This is a genomic window from Staphylococcus sp. HMSC062A01, assembly GCF_001836805.1.
Classification (GTDB): domain Bacteria; phylum Bacillota; class Bacilli; order Staphylococcales; family Staphylococcaceae; genus Staphylococcus; species Staphylococcus haemolyticus.
Genome location: NZ_KV830617.1, coordinates 104,455 through 118,486, shown reverse-complemented (window position 1 = coordinate 118,486; position 14,032 = coordinate 104,455). Strand labels below are relative to the sequence as shown.

General features: G+C 31.2%; 16 protein-coding genes. 7 read left to right on the top strand and 9 right to left on the bottom strand.

What is annotated here, in order from left to right:
- Positions 1-104: 104 nt before the first annotated feature.
- Positions 105-1,040: a formimidoylglutamase gene (gene hutG / locus HMPREF2715_RS04785; protein WP_037535874.1), complete on the bottom strand. Its 936-nt coding sequence runs from the start codon at positions 1,038-1,040 to the stop codon at positions 105-107.
- 255 nt (positions 1,041-1,295) lie between these two features.
- Here hutG and HMPREF2715_RS04780 point away from each other — a divergent pair, with 255 nt between their 5' ends.
- Positions 1,296-2,387 carry a peptidoglycan release complex CPBP-like subunit SdpC gene (locus HMPREF2715_RS04780; RefSeq protein WP_070582000.1) on the top strand — a complete coding sequence of 364 codons (1,092 nt, stop codon included), beginning with the start codon at positions 1,296-1,298 and terminating at the stop codon, positions 2,385-2,387.
- Between the two features lie 88 nt (positions 2,388-2,475).
- On the opposite strand, the gene HMPREF2715_RS04775 is transcribed toward HMPREF2715_RS04780, so the two are convergent.
- A complete protein-coding gene (locus HMPREF2715_RS04775) occupies positions 2,476-3,177 on the bottom strand; it encodes a ribose 5-phosphate isomerase A (RefSeq protein ID WP_053021403.1) in 702 nt (233 codons plus the stop codon).
- 159 nt (positions 3,178-3,336) lie between these two features.
- On the opposite strand from HMPREF2715_RS04775, the gene HMPREF2715_RS04770 reads away from it, so the two are divergent.
- Positions 3,337-3,990: an MOSC domain-containing protein gene (locus HMPREF2715_RS04770; RefSeq protein WP_070581999.1), complete on the top strand. Its 654-nt coding sequence runs from the start codon at positions 3,337-3,339 to the stop codon at positions 3,988-3,990.
- A gap of 70 nt (positions 3,991-4,060) precedes the next feature.
- On the opposite strand, the gene HMPREF2715_RS04765 is transcribed toward HMPREF2715_RS04770, so the two are convergent.
- The 4 genes from HMPREF2715_RS04765 to HMPREF2715_RS04750 all read right to left on the bottom strand — a co-directional run bounded on the left by HMPREF2715_RS04765 (position 4,061) and on the right by HMPREF2715_RS04750 (position 6,570).
- On the bottom strand, positions 4,061-5,071 hold the full coding sequence (locus tag HMPREF2715_RS04765; RefSeq protein ID WP_070442487.1) for an aldose epimerase family protein: 1,011 nt from the start codon (positions 5,069-5,071) through the stop codon (positions 4,061-4,063).
- Positions 5,072-5,101: 30 nt separating this feature from the next.
- Entirely contained in the window at positions 5,102-5,428 is a 327-nt protein-coding gene (locus tag HMPREF2715_RS04760; RefSeq protein WP_011275042.1) for a YnfA family protein, read from the bottom strand.
- 202 nt (positions 5,429-5,630) lie between these two features.
- The gene (locus tag HMPREF2715_RS04755; protein ID WP_053021406.1) at positions 5,631-6,380 is read right to left on the bottom strand and encodes a hypothetical protein; all 750 of its coding nucleotides are present in this window, start codon (positions 6,378-6,380) and stop codon (positions 5,631-5,633) included.
- Entirely contained in the window at positions 6,373-6,570 is a 198-nt protein-coding gene (locus HMPREF2715_RS04750; RefSeq protein ID WP_037535858.1) for a helix-turn-helix transcriptional regulator, read from the bottom strand. Before HMPREF2715_RS04750 ends, HMPREF2715_RS04755 begins: the two co-directional genes overlap by 8 nt.
- A 213-nt stretch (positions 6,571-6,783) precedes the next feature.
- Between HMPREF2715_RS04750 and HMPREF2715_RS04745 the strand changes: the two genes are divergently transcribed.
- Both HMPREF2715_RS04745 and gltS read left to right on the top strand, forming a co-directional pair.
- Entirely contained in the window at positions 6,784-7,392 is a 609-nt protein-coding gene (locus tag HMPREF2715_RS04745; protein WP_053021407.1) for a DNA-3-methyladenine glycosylase, read from the top strand.
- Positions 7,393-7,679: 287 nt separating this feature from the next.
- On the top strand, positions 7,680-8,891 hold the full coding sequence (gene gltS / locus HMPREF2715_RS04740; RefSeq protein WP_053025216.1) for a sodium/glutamate symporter: 1,212 nt from the start codon (positions 7,680-7,682) through the stop codon (positions 8,889-8,891).
- A gap of 108 nt (positions 8,892-8,999) precedes the next feature.
- Here the strand turns inward: gltS and fni are convergent, their stop codons facing one another.
- Positions 9,000-10,049, bottom strand: a complete 1,050-nt coding sequence (gene fni, locus HMPREF2715_RS04735; protein WP_037549931.1) for a type 2 isopentenyl-diphosphate Delta-isomerase — start codon at positions 10,047-10,049, stop codon at positions 9,000-9,002.
- Between the two features lie 44 nt (positions 10,050-10,093).
- Positions 10,094-11,041, bottom strand: a complete 948-nt coding sequence (gene corA / locus HMPREF2715_RS04730; protein WP_070581997.1) for a magnesium/cobalt transporter CorA — start codon at positions 11,039-11,041, stop codon at positions 10,094-10,096.
- A gap of 120 nt (positions 11,042-11,161) precedes the next feature.
- On the opposite strand from corA, the gene HMPREF2715_RS04725 reads away from it, so the two are divergent.
- Together HMPREF2715_RS04725 and HMPREF2715_RS04720 are read left to right on the top strand one after the other, a co-directional pair.
- Positions 11,162-11,638, top strand: a complete 477-nt coding sequence (locus HMPREF2715_RS04725) for a thioesterase family protein (protein WP_053025214.1) — start codon at positions 11,162-11,164, stop codon at positions 11,636-11,638.
- Between the two features lie 2 nt (positions 11,639-11,640).
- Positions 11,641-12,036 carry a hypothetical protein gene (locus tag HMPREF2715_RS04720; protein ID WP_053025213.1) on the top strand — a complete coding sequence of 132 codons (396 nt, stop codon included), beginning with the start codon at positions 11,641-11,643 and terminating at the stop codon, positions 12,034-12,036.
- A 184-nt stretch (positions 12,037-12,220) separates the two neighbouring features.
- Here HMPREF2715_RS04720 and HMPREF2715_RS04715 read toward each other — a convergent pair whose 3' ends face one another.
- Positions 12,221-13,120 carry an alpha/beta hydrolase fold domain-containing protein gene (locus HMPREF2715_RS04715; protein WP_070581993.1) on the bottom strand — a complete coding sequence of 300 codons (900 nt, stop codon included), beginning with the start codon at positions 13,118-13,120 and terminating at the stop codon, positions 12,221-12,223.
- A 195-nt stretch (positions 13,121-13,315) separates the two neighbouring features.
- On the opposite strand from HMPREF2715_RS04715, the gene HMPREF2715_RS04710 reads away from it, so the two are divergent.
- Entirely contained in the window at positions 13,316-13,963 is a 648-nt protein-coding gene (locus HMPREF2715_RS04710) for a hypothetical protein (RefSeq protein ID WP_070485072.1), read from the top strand.
- The last annotated feature ends 69 nt before the right edge of the window (positions 13,964-14,032 follow it).

The following is a 14,032-nucleotide window of genomic DNA, read 5'->3' as shown; positions in this document are numbered from 1 at the left end:
TCAACGCGAATTCAACGTTCTACTCATTCATGTTTGAATTTAATTTTAAAGGTTATCGTTATCTTCTAATTTCAGAGTCATATACGACAATTTAATTCTACTTTTTAAACTAGGAAATGGTGAATTAAATTCGCCGCTAACTTTGACGTACGATTATCAACATCATAGTCTGGGTTAGTTTCTGCAATACTAATTGATGATACCTTATCGCTTAATATTACACGCTTACTTATTTCAAATACGGAATGAGGATATAATCCTAATACACTAGGTGAACTTACACCAGGCGCAAACGCACTATCAATAACATCCATACATATGGTAAACATAATCGTATCATGGTCATGAATAAATCTTTCTATTTTATCTTTAATGGTCGGTGACACTTGATGTAAAAGTTCGTCCGCATACACATAAATAATATTATTATCTTTTGCATAATCATATAACGCACGTGTATTACCACCTTGAGCCAAGCCTAAAACTAGATAATCGACATTTTCATCATTATCTAAAATTTCTCGGAACATAGTGCCGGATGTAGGTGGCTCATCAGGACGTGTGTCAAAATGAGCATCAATATTGATAATTCCAATTGAAGCATCTGAATAGACTTCTCTAGTAGCCAAATATTGTGCATATGCAATATCATGACCACCTCCAATTAAAAAAGCCTGTTTATGTTGCTTAATAACTTTAGCAGACAATTGTGCCATCTCTTGTTGCGTTTCTCTAAGATGATTACTTGTATGTTCAACATTACCGTAATCAATCAACATTTCGCACTCACTTAAATCTGGAAGTTTCGCGAATTCATGTTTTATGATATCTGGTCCCTTTCTTGATCCGATTCTACCTTTATTATTTTCAACACCTTTATCAACGGCATATCCTAAGAGACCAACACCTGTCTTATCACTTACGTTTTCCATATTTTCCAAATTAGCGAACTTTACTGTTTGAAAATGTCTAAACTGTTTAGGATCTGTTTCACTATCCAAACGACCAGTCCATAGTTTTGGATTACCCTGTGTATACATTATATTGCCCCCTATTTATTTACTCTATAGCATTATCTTACATCATAACGAGATTTATCATTACCATTTGTTTATATTTATGATTACCCTTTTCAAATTAATTTAAGACATTAAAAATTGTTTTCAATCATATAAAAATAATTCAAGACTATTACATTTTAATGATATTTAAAATGGACAATTTATTTATGGCCTTGTAATATGTATAATATTAAAGAAAAAGTTTTTACGGTTACCCTAATGGAGGTTACATAAATGAAGACGAATCGTATATCAGGATTTCAATGGGCGTTAACTATCTTCGTATTCTTCGTTGTCACGATGGCGCTATCATTAATCCTACGAGATTTTCAAGCATCAGTAGGTATTAAACGTTTTGTATTTGATATTACTGATCTTGCACCGTTTATCGCAGCAATTGTTTGTATTATTACATTTAAAGATAAACGTACTCAATTAGCTGGATTAAAATTTTCAGTTGATATTAGAGTCATTGAACGTATATTACTAGCATTGATTTTACCGCTAGTTATTTTCATGATTGGCATGTTTAGTTTTAACACATTTGCCGATAGTTTTATTTTATTACAAGCAACTGATTTATCTGTATCAGTTCCTACAATTATTATTGGTCATATTTTAATGGCATTTTTTGCGGAGTTTGGATTCCGTTCTTATTTACAAAATATTGTAGAAAATAAAGTTAATACATTTTTCGCTTCAATCATTGTCGGTTTAATTTATTCTATATGGGCTGCTAATACGACATATGGAATGGAATATGCGGGATACCATTTCCTTTATACTTTCATGTTCTCAATTATTATTGGTGAACTCATACGTGCAACTAAAGGACGTACGATATATATCGCTCTCGTATTCCATGCAACAATGTCATTTGCACAAGTATTTTTATTTAGTGAAGAAACCGGCGACCTATTCTCAATGAAAGTTATCGCATTAAGTACGACGTTAGTGGGCATTGTCTTTATCATTTTAAGTTTAATTATTAGATTTATTGTTTATAAAACAACTAATCGTTCACTTGATGATGTTGAACCTAATAATTATTTAGACCATATGAATGATGACGATACATCTACTTCAAATAAAACAAAGTCTGAAGATCATGAACTTAACGATAAAAAAGACAGCTTCACTGAGAGTCAACTTAATGAAGATCATGTTGAACATAAATCACAGTCTGAGAATCAAACTGATTCTTCAAATGAAAAACTTAAAGACAACACATCTTATAAAGAAGATAGACGTTCATCTGTAGTTGATGATGCTAAGGATGAAATAGATCAAATGAGTGATACATCTAGTCATAAAACTGAGAAGTAAAGCTTATATTACGCCTTCTTTTGAAGGCTAAGTGCACATACAAATAGCCAGAAAATGAATTTTTCTAAGTTCATTTTCTGGCTTATTTTTATTTATTTAAGTTAGATTTTTTTATGAATTTAACGCCATTTTGTGTACCTACTATAACTTGATCAGTTATATTTAAAAAATATCCAGTTTCTATGACACCTGTTAGATGAATTAAATACTCATGAAATTGATATGGGTCAATCTGTTTATTTAACTGACAATCTAAAATGTAATTGCCATTATCCGTTATAAATGGAACATCATCACTCATTCGACGTTCGGTAATAACATCATCATAAGCTTCAATTTTTTTAGCGATATGGAACCAATTGAACTTATCTACCTCTACTGGCAGTTTGAAACTTTCACCTAAGTAATTTACGAGCTTGCTTTCATCTACTAAAACTACAAAACGATGAGCCATTTCATCTATTACTTTTTCGCGAAATAGCGCTCCACCACCGCCTTTAATTAAATTGAGATTAGCATCCACTTCATCAGCACCATCAATTGCTAAATCAACATGACCAACATCATTGATATCAACAACATTAATATCTAGTTTTTTTGCAATAAATGCACTTTTATTAGAAGTACACACGCCAGTAATATTTAATTGTTCTTTGTGAATTCTTTCAGCGAGCTTTGGAATAAGCAATTCAATGGTACTACCCGTTCCAATTCCTAGCACCATATCATCTTCAATTTGAGCTACAGCATCATCTACTGTCATGATTTTAAGTTCTTTAGAATCTTTCATTTAACTGTGACCCCTTTTCAAATATACTCACTCATTATTTTACATGACGATTATACAAATACCTAGTTCAATATTGGAAATTATTTTATCATTTGTCTTATGTTTTAATTATTAATATAATATAATTTTTCTTAACACCTTAACTAAGGGGGCATAAATATGATTTCAGTATGTGCAATTTCAGTAGGACAAATTAAACAATTAGATTACGGTCAAAAGAGAGAAATGTTGTCTGCTTTGAATAAATCTCCTATTTCTGAAACAATGTGGTTATCAAGAACTGGATTTGTTGAAGATGAACAGGCATATAAAGACCATGGTGGTCCACATAAAGCAGTATGCTGTTTTAGCAAATCTCATTATCAAATGTATAGAAATGATTTAAATACGTTTCCTGATTACGCAATGTTTGGTGAAAATTTAACTTTGGAAAATTTAGATGAATCAGACGTGTTCTTTGGAAATCAATATCGTTTAGGTGAAGCAATTTTAGAGGTATCTGAAATAAGAGAACCTTGTTGGAAAATTCAAACAAAGTACGGTATAAAAGACTTAGTTAAAAGAATGTCTACTAGTGGAAAAACAGGCTTCTATTTTCGAGTGTTACAAGAAGGATATGTAGCTCAAGATGATGATTTAGAATTAATTCAGTTGGCAGATGAAGCAACTCGACTTTCTGTACAAGAGCTTAATGATATTTACTATAATGATCGTAAAAATTTATCTCGACTGAAGTATGCGCTACAAAATCCATATTTATCTGAAATGCGTTTAGCTAAATTACAAAAGTTATATGATAATGCAATGAAATAAATTCTATTTAGCATAGGATAAAGCGGGTAAATCATAATGACGATGTACCCGCTTTGATGCTTTTTTAATTTTATTTTTCTGATATATGATAAGTTGTTTTAGAATAAAAATGCTCGTTAGGTTTTAAAATAGAGTTTGCTTTATTACCATACAAATTAATATCATTAGGTAAAAATTGTGTTTCTAGAGATATACCTGAGTGTGCTTTATAAATATTAAAATCACTATCCCAATCTTTCGTATCATTAAATGTATAAATGACAACGTTCGGCATAGATGATGTAACATCTAATTGAAACTCATCATTTTCAATGAAGAATTGTTGATTTCCAACATCAAAAGGGTGATCTAATCCATTTCTAGAACCAATTTGCTCTTTAAGTAGTTCATTATCAGAATTAAAAATATCACTAAAAGATATACTATTTGTTTTAAAGATAGCTAACAAATCAATTGAATTAGTATTCTCAATAAGGTTGTTTCGATCAATTGGATACATATTTAATTGCTCACTCTTAATTTTATGATTATATATAACATTATTGTCTCTATTCAAATTAAAATAAACATGATTAGTTGGATTAAATAATGTATCTTGATTTGTCTGTGCTTCATATTCTACTGTCCAACGGTGTTCGACGTCATAAGTATGTATCACTTTAATAGTCATATCCCCTGGATACCCATCTTCCATTGACTTTAGTTGAACTGTAAAAGTAACCTTAATATTCGTGATATTATCTTGAATGTCGTAATTAAAAAGTCTTTTATCTAAACCATTACTACCACCATGAAGGTGATGTACATTATTATTAGCTTCTAATTGATATTCCTCATCGTTCAAATGAAATTTGGCATTTCCAATACGTCCAGCATAACGACCGATAGTAGCACCAAAATGATACGGATTTGATGGATAAAACTCATCCGCTTCAACTCTATTTCCTAATACAACGTTGTTATCATGGTACTTCCATGATACGATGCGTGCACCGAAATTTGTGAACACAATATTGGTTTCATCGTTGTCAATTTTAATTAAGTCAATACCATGTCTTTGCTTTTCTACTTCAACTATCATTACTTACGTCTCCCTCTTAAACACGCTTAATCAGGTTCTGCTCGGTAATATCATAACGCATACACCAATAATACAGATGCATGCTCCAATTAAATCGTACTTATCAGGTGCTTGTTTATCGACAATATATGCCCAAATTAAACTCATTACAATAAACACGCCACCATAAGCAGCATAAACACGACCGAAAGTTGGAAACGACTGGAACGTTGCAATGACACCATACATCATTAATATAACGCCACCTATAAATCCCAACCAACTTGATTGTCCTTCCCTTAACCACAACCAAATTAGATAGCCACCACCAATTTCACAGAGACCTGCTAATAAAAAGATAAAGATTGAATAGAGCATTGAAATGACCTCCAACTTGTAATAAAGTTATCCTCATTGTATCAATGCAATGATACCTTTATCTATTTAAATTTTAAGCACTGACTTTTTCACATACATATTGTTACACTTTTTTTATTAATATTCCATAGATTTTATATAAATTAAAAAATGAAAACGCTATCTATTAAAATTTTTAATAGACAGCGTTTGCGTAACACTTTTATTCATGAAGTGTGCTGCGAATTTGTTTGTTTTTAAGTTTGAGAATCAATAATTCAACGACAATGAATATGGTTGTAATAAAAGCAACCAATGGCATTTGTTGCATGATTAATTCGATGAATATATCAATGATACACATAATAGTTAATCCGATTGTTATCCAAATAAAATTAGTCGCATGTACTTTTAATATGACTAATTTCTGTTGTTCATCTGCATATCTATAATTTGGGATTAAATTTATTACACCTTTAGGTGACGCACCACAATTCTCTATGGTAGGTGTATCCATTTCTGTATATTTAATTCGCTTATCATCAAACATACATAATGCAACAACTACACCTACTCCTAAAATAAGCCAACTCGGTTCAAACACCCATTCATAGTTACTTGTATGATTAATGTTCGGTGTTACTATGTTAGCGATGAGAACCAAATAAACTATCCACAGAATAAGATAAACAATTCTTTTTAATTTAGAATGACGATTTAGTTTTGATTTATCGCTAAAGTCATGTACATAAATATGAATATCATCAACTGTTTCTGAATGAATTGTTAATTTACAAACAATAACAATTAAAAGTAATAAACTACCGATAAAAAATGGTGAAAGAAATTGCCGTTGCAAGTCGTTAAACATTGCAAAAGCAATGATAGCACATAAGAAATTTAAACTTAAAATGCCAAGTTTAGCTTGCAATGTAATTTTTTCTACTTGCAAAGCTTCATCATTTTTAGTCATTCTCTACCTCCCAGAATAAATCATTCAAAGTAACACCTAGCGTCTTAGCTATATTAATACATAATTTTAATGACGGATTATACTTATCATTCTCTATCATGTTAATGGTTTGACGTGATACTCCAACTGATCGTGCAAGTTCTAATTGCGAAATCTTCTTTGCACCACGATAAACTTTGACTTTATTCATATCTCCACACTTCTTTCAACATCCCATATTATTCATCATAACGATATAATGCCAATATCGTCAAATATATATGACACTTATATTTAAGTCTTTAAATTCTTGGTTAATTTCAATTATAATTGCAATCATAGTATATTTTAATTGTGTTATACCAGTCTAAGCTTCAGCTTTAATTATCAGTTATTAAATTTTCAAGAGGAAGAAGGTGTTCATGTGGATTTTGTATCAAGACCAACGACTGAAACCGCTAAAGCGTTATTAGGTGTCAAAGTCATGTATGAAGACGAATTTCAAACGTATAGTGGCTATATTGTTGAAACAGAAGCTTATTTAGGTTTTACAGATCGAGCAGCTCATGGATTTGGAGGTAAGCAAACGCCTAAAGTGACTTCACTTTATAAAAGAGGCGGCACCATTTACGGACATGTGATGCACACACATCTATTAGTGAATTTCGTAACTCAAAACGAAGGTGTCCCTGAAGGAGTACTGATTCGAGCTATTGAACCTTTAGATGGCATAGAAATGATGAAACATAATCGTAATAAGTCAGGATATGAATTAACAAATGGACCCGGAAAATGGACAAAAGCGTTTAATATACCTAGAGCAATTGATGGTGCCACATTAAATGATTGTCGCTTATCCATTGATACTAAACACCGTAAATACCCTAGGGATATTGTTGAAAGTGCTAGAATTGGAATACCGAATAAAGGCGACTGGACTAATAAACCGCTACGATACACAGTTAAAGGTAATCCATTTGTTTCACATATACGTAAATCAGACTGCCTAAACCCAGATGAAACTTGGAAATAAAGAAAAAAGACATTCTAGAAATTTTAATTCTTAGAATGGGCCTTTATGACTATTTCTAAATTGTTTAATATCAACAAATCTATTTTCATAGATATTACAAATTAATATTCCAATTAGTTTTTTATCTTTTTATAAACTTATTAAAATTTCGTATTATATAAAAACCATAATACCTATCCTAGAAATCTATATTTCTTATATGTATAATGTTATATATGGGGATTTATAGCGCTTATAAGAAGTGCTATTTAAAATTTTTTAACTCGTTTATAAAGGGGGCTATATAAATGGAAATAGATGCGGTCACAACACTATGTCTTGCCTGTCTTTTATTTTTACTAGGTGAATTCATCGTCAATCACGTTTCATTTTTACAAAGAATTTGTATACCACCTCCCGTTATAGGAGGATTACTATTTGCAATTCTAGTTGCAGTCTTAGATACCTTAAATATTATTCAAATTAAATTAGATGCTAGCTTTATTCAAGATTTCTTCATGATGGTATTCTTCACTACTATTGGATTAGGTGCATCTTTTAAATTATTTAAAATTGGTGGGAAAGTTTTAATACTTTACTTTGTATGCTGTGCATTTCTGGCAATATGTCAAAATTTCATTGGGATCTCATTAGCTAAAGTATTACATATTAAACCATTGTTAGGTTTAACAGCTGGTTCAATGTCAATGGAAGGTGGACATGGGAATGCAGCGGCTTATGGTAAAACGCTTGAAGAAAGTTTTAATATTGATTCAGCTATTACTGCTGCACTTGCAGCAGCAACTTTAGGCTTAGTATTTGGTGGATTAATTGGTGGACCATTAGTAAAGGCACTCATTAAACGCTATAACCTAAAACCTGAAAACAGCGATGATTCGTTTAAAGATTATAGTAAAGTAGAATCTAATGAAGTGCTGCATCGTAAATATCAACCTACACAAGTATTTTTTCTACAATTAACAATTATTGCACTGTGCATGTCATTAGGTACATGGATAGGTGATCAATTTTCTAATTTAACTGGTCAAAGTTTACCTATGTATGTAGGCTCAATGTTTGTAGCAGTTGCAATTCGAAATGTATCGGAATATGCGAACATACAACTCATCGATTTAAAACTGATTGATCAAATTGGTGATGTAGCTCTAGGCTTATTCTTATCACTAGCACTGATGAGTATTCAACTTACTCAAGTATATTCACTTGCATTACCTCTTATCGCTATCGTTTTAGTTCAAGTCTTATTTATATCATTATTTGCATTCTTTATACTATTTAGAGTGCTTGGTAAAGACTATGATGCTGCTGTTATGGCTGGTGGATTTATAGGTCATGGTTTAGGGGCTACACCAAATGCGATGGCAAATTTAGATGTAATTACTAAAAAATATGGTAGTTCACCAAAATCATATCTTGTCGTTCCTATAGTTGGAGCTTTCTTAATTGACTTAGCAGGTGTACCTATCGTTATGGGCTTTATTAATATTTTTGGAAACTAAAGTTTTATATTATGCATTATAAAAAAGCAAGTTGGGAGTCCAAACTCTCAACTTGCTTTCTTTGTATAATTTATTAATGCGAATTATGGTTGAATGACCTATTCAATATTACCCTCTATGAATGTCTAAACCGCGTTGTTCAATCCATGACATTAACTTATGATCGAAAACGAACTTACTTTGTTTTAATTCACTAATATCTCTTGCATTTAACATTGTCATAATTGATTTCGTATGTTCAATAAATGACTCAACATACTCAATCGTTGTCGTGATGCCCCCATTTTCAACTTGATTTAAGAATGGTCGAGACATACCTACAGCTTTAGCCCCTAATGCTAGACTCTTAACAACATCTAGAGGCGTACGTACACCACCACTAGCAAAGACATTAAGTGAATCTTGATAAGCTGAACTTTCAAGCAATGACTCTACAGTTGACTGTCCCCAATTTGCAAGATAGTCCATATCTTTATTTGAACGACGCTCATTTTCAATTGTGACAAAGTTTGTTCCACCTTTACCACTTACATCAACGTATGTAACACCAACATCAATTAAATCTTTATATAGTTCTTTGCTCATGCCGAAGCCAACTTCTTTAATAATAACTGGAACATCAACACGTTGAACAATAGCTGCTACATTATCTAACCAAGTCGAGAATTCACGATTTCCTTCAGGCATCACAAGTTCTTGTGGTGCATTCACATGAATTTGTAAAGCCTGTGCATCTAATAAACTAACCGCTTCTACGGCTTTATCTACAGGAACATCGGCACCAACATTACTAAAAATTATACCTTCTGGATTGGTTTGACGTGCAATACTGAATGATTCCGCCATTTTAGGATTTCTCAAAGCGGCATGTGTAGAGCCTACAGCCATTGCTAATCCAGTTTCTCTAGCGACAACTGCAAGTTTCTCATTAATTTGTTTTGTCCATTCACTGCCGCCTGTCATCGCATTGATATAAATAGGGTATGTCATATCAAAATCTGTTATTTGACTTGTTAAGTCTACTTCATCTACATTTATGCTAGGGATTGAATGATGCACGAATCTCACTCGATCAAAGTCTGATTGAGGTGCATCACTTTGAGCCATTGCTATTTCAACATGTTCATTTTTCCTCTGTTCTCTTTGAAAGTCACTCATCTTTGTACCTACCTTTGCTTAAATTAATAAAGTTTCATAATATATTAGAACCATTTTTTTCTTTTGAAAAAGATAATCAATGCAATAGCTATAATTAACATGACGATCATACAAATTGGATAGCTATATTGCCATTTAAGTTCTGGCATATATTCGAAATTCATGCCATAGACACCTGCAATAAATGTCAAAGGTGAGAAAATGACTGAAACCAATGTTAATACTTGCATGATACTATTCATTCGAAATGATGAATAAGATTCGAAGTTCTCTCTTATTTCATTAGCCATCTCCTGTGATGTTCTTATGATATTATTTTGCTTTATAAGATGGTCATCGATATGTTGAATATACATCGAATGCTTACTATCTACAATCAATTTACCTTCAGTTTTAATTGTATTAACTAATTCTTGCATAGGGAATAATACCCTTTTAATTTTGATTAAATCAGATTTAATTTGAAAAACATTATCCATTATTTTTTTACTTTGAGTATCATCTACATGTGCATCTTCAAAGTTATATGTTTTATCCTCAATTGTATATACGAATTCAAAATATTTATCAACCATCATATCTAAAATATGTATCACTATATCTGCACAATCCAAGTCTGAATCATGATGTTGTGCATTCATTTTAGCCACTTCATTTAACGATTCAAAATGTTTGTGGTGATATGTAACAAGTACTTTCTCACTTAAAAATACATTTAAAGAAATTGGAGAAAAATCATCTTTGTACATACTGTGAAATACTAAATATTGATATGATTCATAGGATTTATATTTTACACGTGGCACACCTGTAATGGCGTCTTCTAACTCTAAATAGTTAAATTCAAATTGACTTATTAAATAATCATTCTCTGCTTGTGTTGCATTTTCAAAATCAAACCATACAATTGTTGCTGTTTCAGGAATCTCCTTCACACTATCAACTTGAGTGAGCGATTGATTTTTAGTTTGATATCGAATTGTCATAGTCATTGTTACGTTTACCTCCTACATAACCATACGTCTTTCATTCTACCATGAATTAAATCATGTGTATGTGTTATTTTTATTTAGTAAAATAGAACTATCAATATATGAGCGAGGTCTTTAGTAATGAGTAATCCTGTAATTATTAATAAAGTGGTAGAAACAAATCAAATTGATTATAACAACCACATGCATGACTCAGAATATAATAAAGTGTTTAGTGAAGCTGTAAATGAATTTAACTACACGCATGGACTTTCTTTAAAGGAACGTGAGGTACTTCAATACACAATGTTCACTTTAGAAGAACATACGACGTACCTAGCAGAGTTATCACTCAATTCAGCTTACCGAATCGAAGTTTATATTTATGATTATGATTATAAACGTGTACATTTCTTTTTAATGCTTTATACAGATGAAGATGAACTAGCTGCAACTAACGAAGTTATCATGATGGGAATTGACAGTAACAAACATAAGTCTGCTCCTTTTCCAAGTGATTATCATCAAAACATTGCTAATTATTATAGTCAACAAGGTACTATTGAATGGCCTAAACAATTAGGTCATCAAATAGGAATACCTAAAAAGGAGAACTAAAAATGGTATCACAATTCCGCAATCAACTTTTAGAATTATTATATGATTTAAATGATGAGCTTAAAGTAGACTTAATAGAACTCAATATTACTAAACAATTATTTATGAATGGTCCCAGTCAGGAATTGCTTAAAAGAGCATTTAATATTAGTTATTATCAAGGACAGAAACAAGCTATTGAAGCATTACAAAATATCGTTGCATCAGAGGAAAATGAGGAAATTTTGAAACATTTATTAAATGACTATGCAAGTCAATTTGCGAACTTATCATCTAATTTAGTGAATTTGTTAAATCAACAAGATGTATCTCAAATAGATTTGGCACAAGGCATAGACAATTATTATCATAACTTAGGTCAACAAACGGTTATAACTAAAGTTCAAAATTTAATTTAAATTTTGAACAATGAAGTTATTCATATTTCATGATTTGAAGTGACAGAAGACGAGAACTCATCTTCAACAAAAAGAACTGAGAAGGAACAATTAAATGCCCTTCTCAGTTCAATTACCTACGTCATATCTGCTAAGTAGACTTAGAGTACTTTTTTATATCAAACTATGTTTTGTTTGATGTTAATTAAGCATCAATCGTCTTAGTAATTTGTTTAATTACTTTGTGTGACTCACGTATAGGGAATAAAGGGAAATCGTGGAACATTTTCGGATACTCAAAGAATTGAACTGGTTGTCCCTTATCCTCCAAATTATATACAAAACGCTTCATATCTGGATGATAAATTTCTCTGCCACCACCGAATAAAACGATAGGTGGTAAATCGTGTAGTTGTCCATAAATTGGTGATATTAATGGATTAGCTAGTGCTTCTCCTTGCGTCCATACATTGAATATACGTTGTAAACCATCCCTATTGACGAAACGGTCTTTATTGCTTAAATCCTTAGTTATTTCAGGATTAGTCAATGTTGCATCCAACATTGGTGAAAGTAGATAAACTTTATTAGGTAATGGTTGATTATTAGCCACAAGTTGTTGAACGTAACTTAGTGCTAATGCGCCCCCAGTACCATCCCCCATAATAACGATATGCTTGGCATCCACTTCTTCTAATAAAGATTGATATATCCCATCGATTGCTTTAAATGTGTCTTGAAAGTGGTGTTCTGGTGCTTTAGGATAAATTGGCAACACAACTTCATAAAGCGTACTAAGTGCAAGTTTATCCATAAACCTCCAATGAAATGGTGAGGGTTGTAACGTATTATAACCACCATGAATATAGAGAATTTTCTTTTTTGTTTCATGACGAAAATTAAATCTAAATACTTGCATATCATCGTGTGACAACTTATCTAAATTAGATTTAACATTTAAACTTGAAGGTTGCTTATGCTTCGCTTGATTAATATCTTTTCTTTTATCCATGAACTTATCGAAATCTGAATCATTATCAAACATTATTGAACGATTGTGCAGTAAGTATCGATTGATGATTCGATTAACCATATGTGATCTCATAAAATTCTACCTACCTTAATTAATAATAAATTACTTAAACGTCATTACATTTAGCACAAAAAGCGATATAATGAAAACTATGTTCAAAAAAATCATGATTAAATATTTAATATAATATTGTTAATTGCATATTAAATTCAGTATAAATTAGTCAATCTTAGAAAACAAATGAATTATAGAAAAGGAGTTAGAAAAGTGTCAGAAAGAAAAACAACACAATATGATAATAAATCTCCTATTGATAATCACAACTATCTTCGTTCTAATCGTAACAACCGAAAAAGAAGATCTTGGGTGAGTTTAATTATCCAAATCATAATTTTCATATTAGTAGCTATAACGGGTTATAGTATGTACAAACAACCTATCTTTAATTTAGCATTTGCTAATCAACCCATTAGTTACGGTCAGATTAAAGATTTTCAGTATACGGTTACACAAATAGGTACACTTAATATTAATTTAAGCCAATTAGCTAATCTTGAAGATGTGGCCAATCGTCTCGTATTTGTTTTTAATATATTTTTCATTTTAACAATTGTAAGTTTAGTTATCACTATTTTGACTATTATCTTCAATCGAACTTTATTAAAGATTTTAAATTTTATTGTGATTTCAATATTATTGATCATGTCACTGTATTTCGGATATGCAATACAAGTAATTGGTCAACGAATTGCTGATAAACTACAAAGTTTCTCGTTAAATGTTTCTGCTAATCAAATTATTAGTGAAGCGGATGCTATTCATAATGCGCTTATTTTATTAGTATGTAGTCTAGCTTTATTAATTGTTAGTTTCTTTTTCAGAAATCGAAAAATGAACCATCCTAAAATCAAGTAATATATTTTTTGCCATTGTAGACGTAATCATTTAGTCACAATGACTTTTTTCTAATAAAAAAAGTATCGA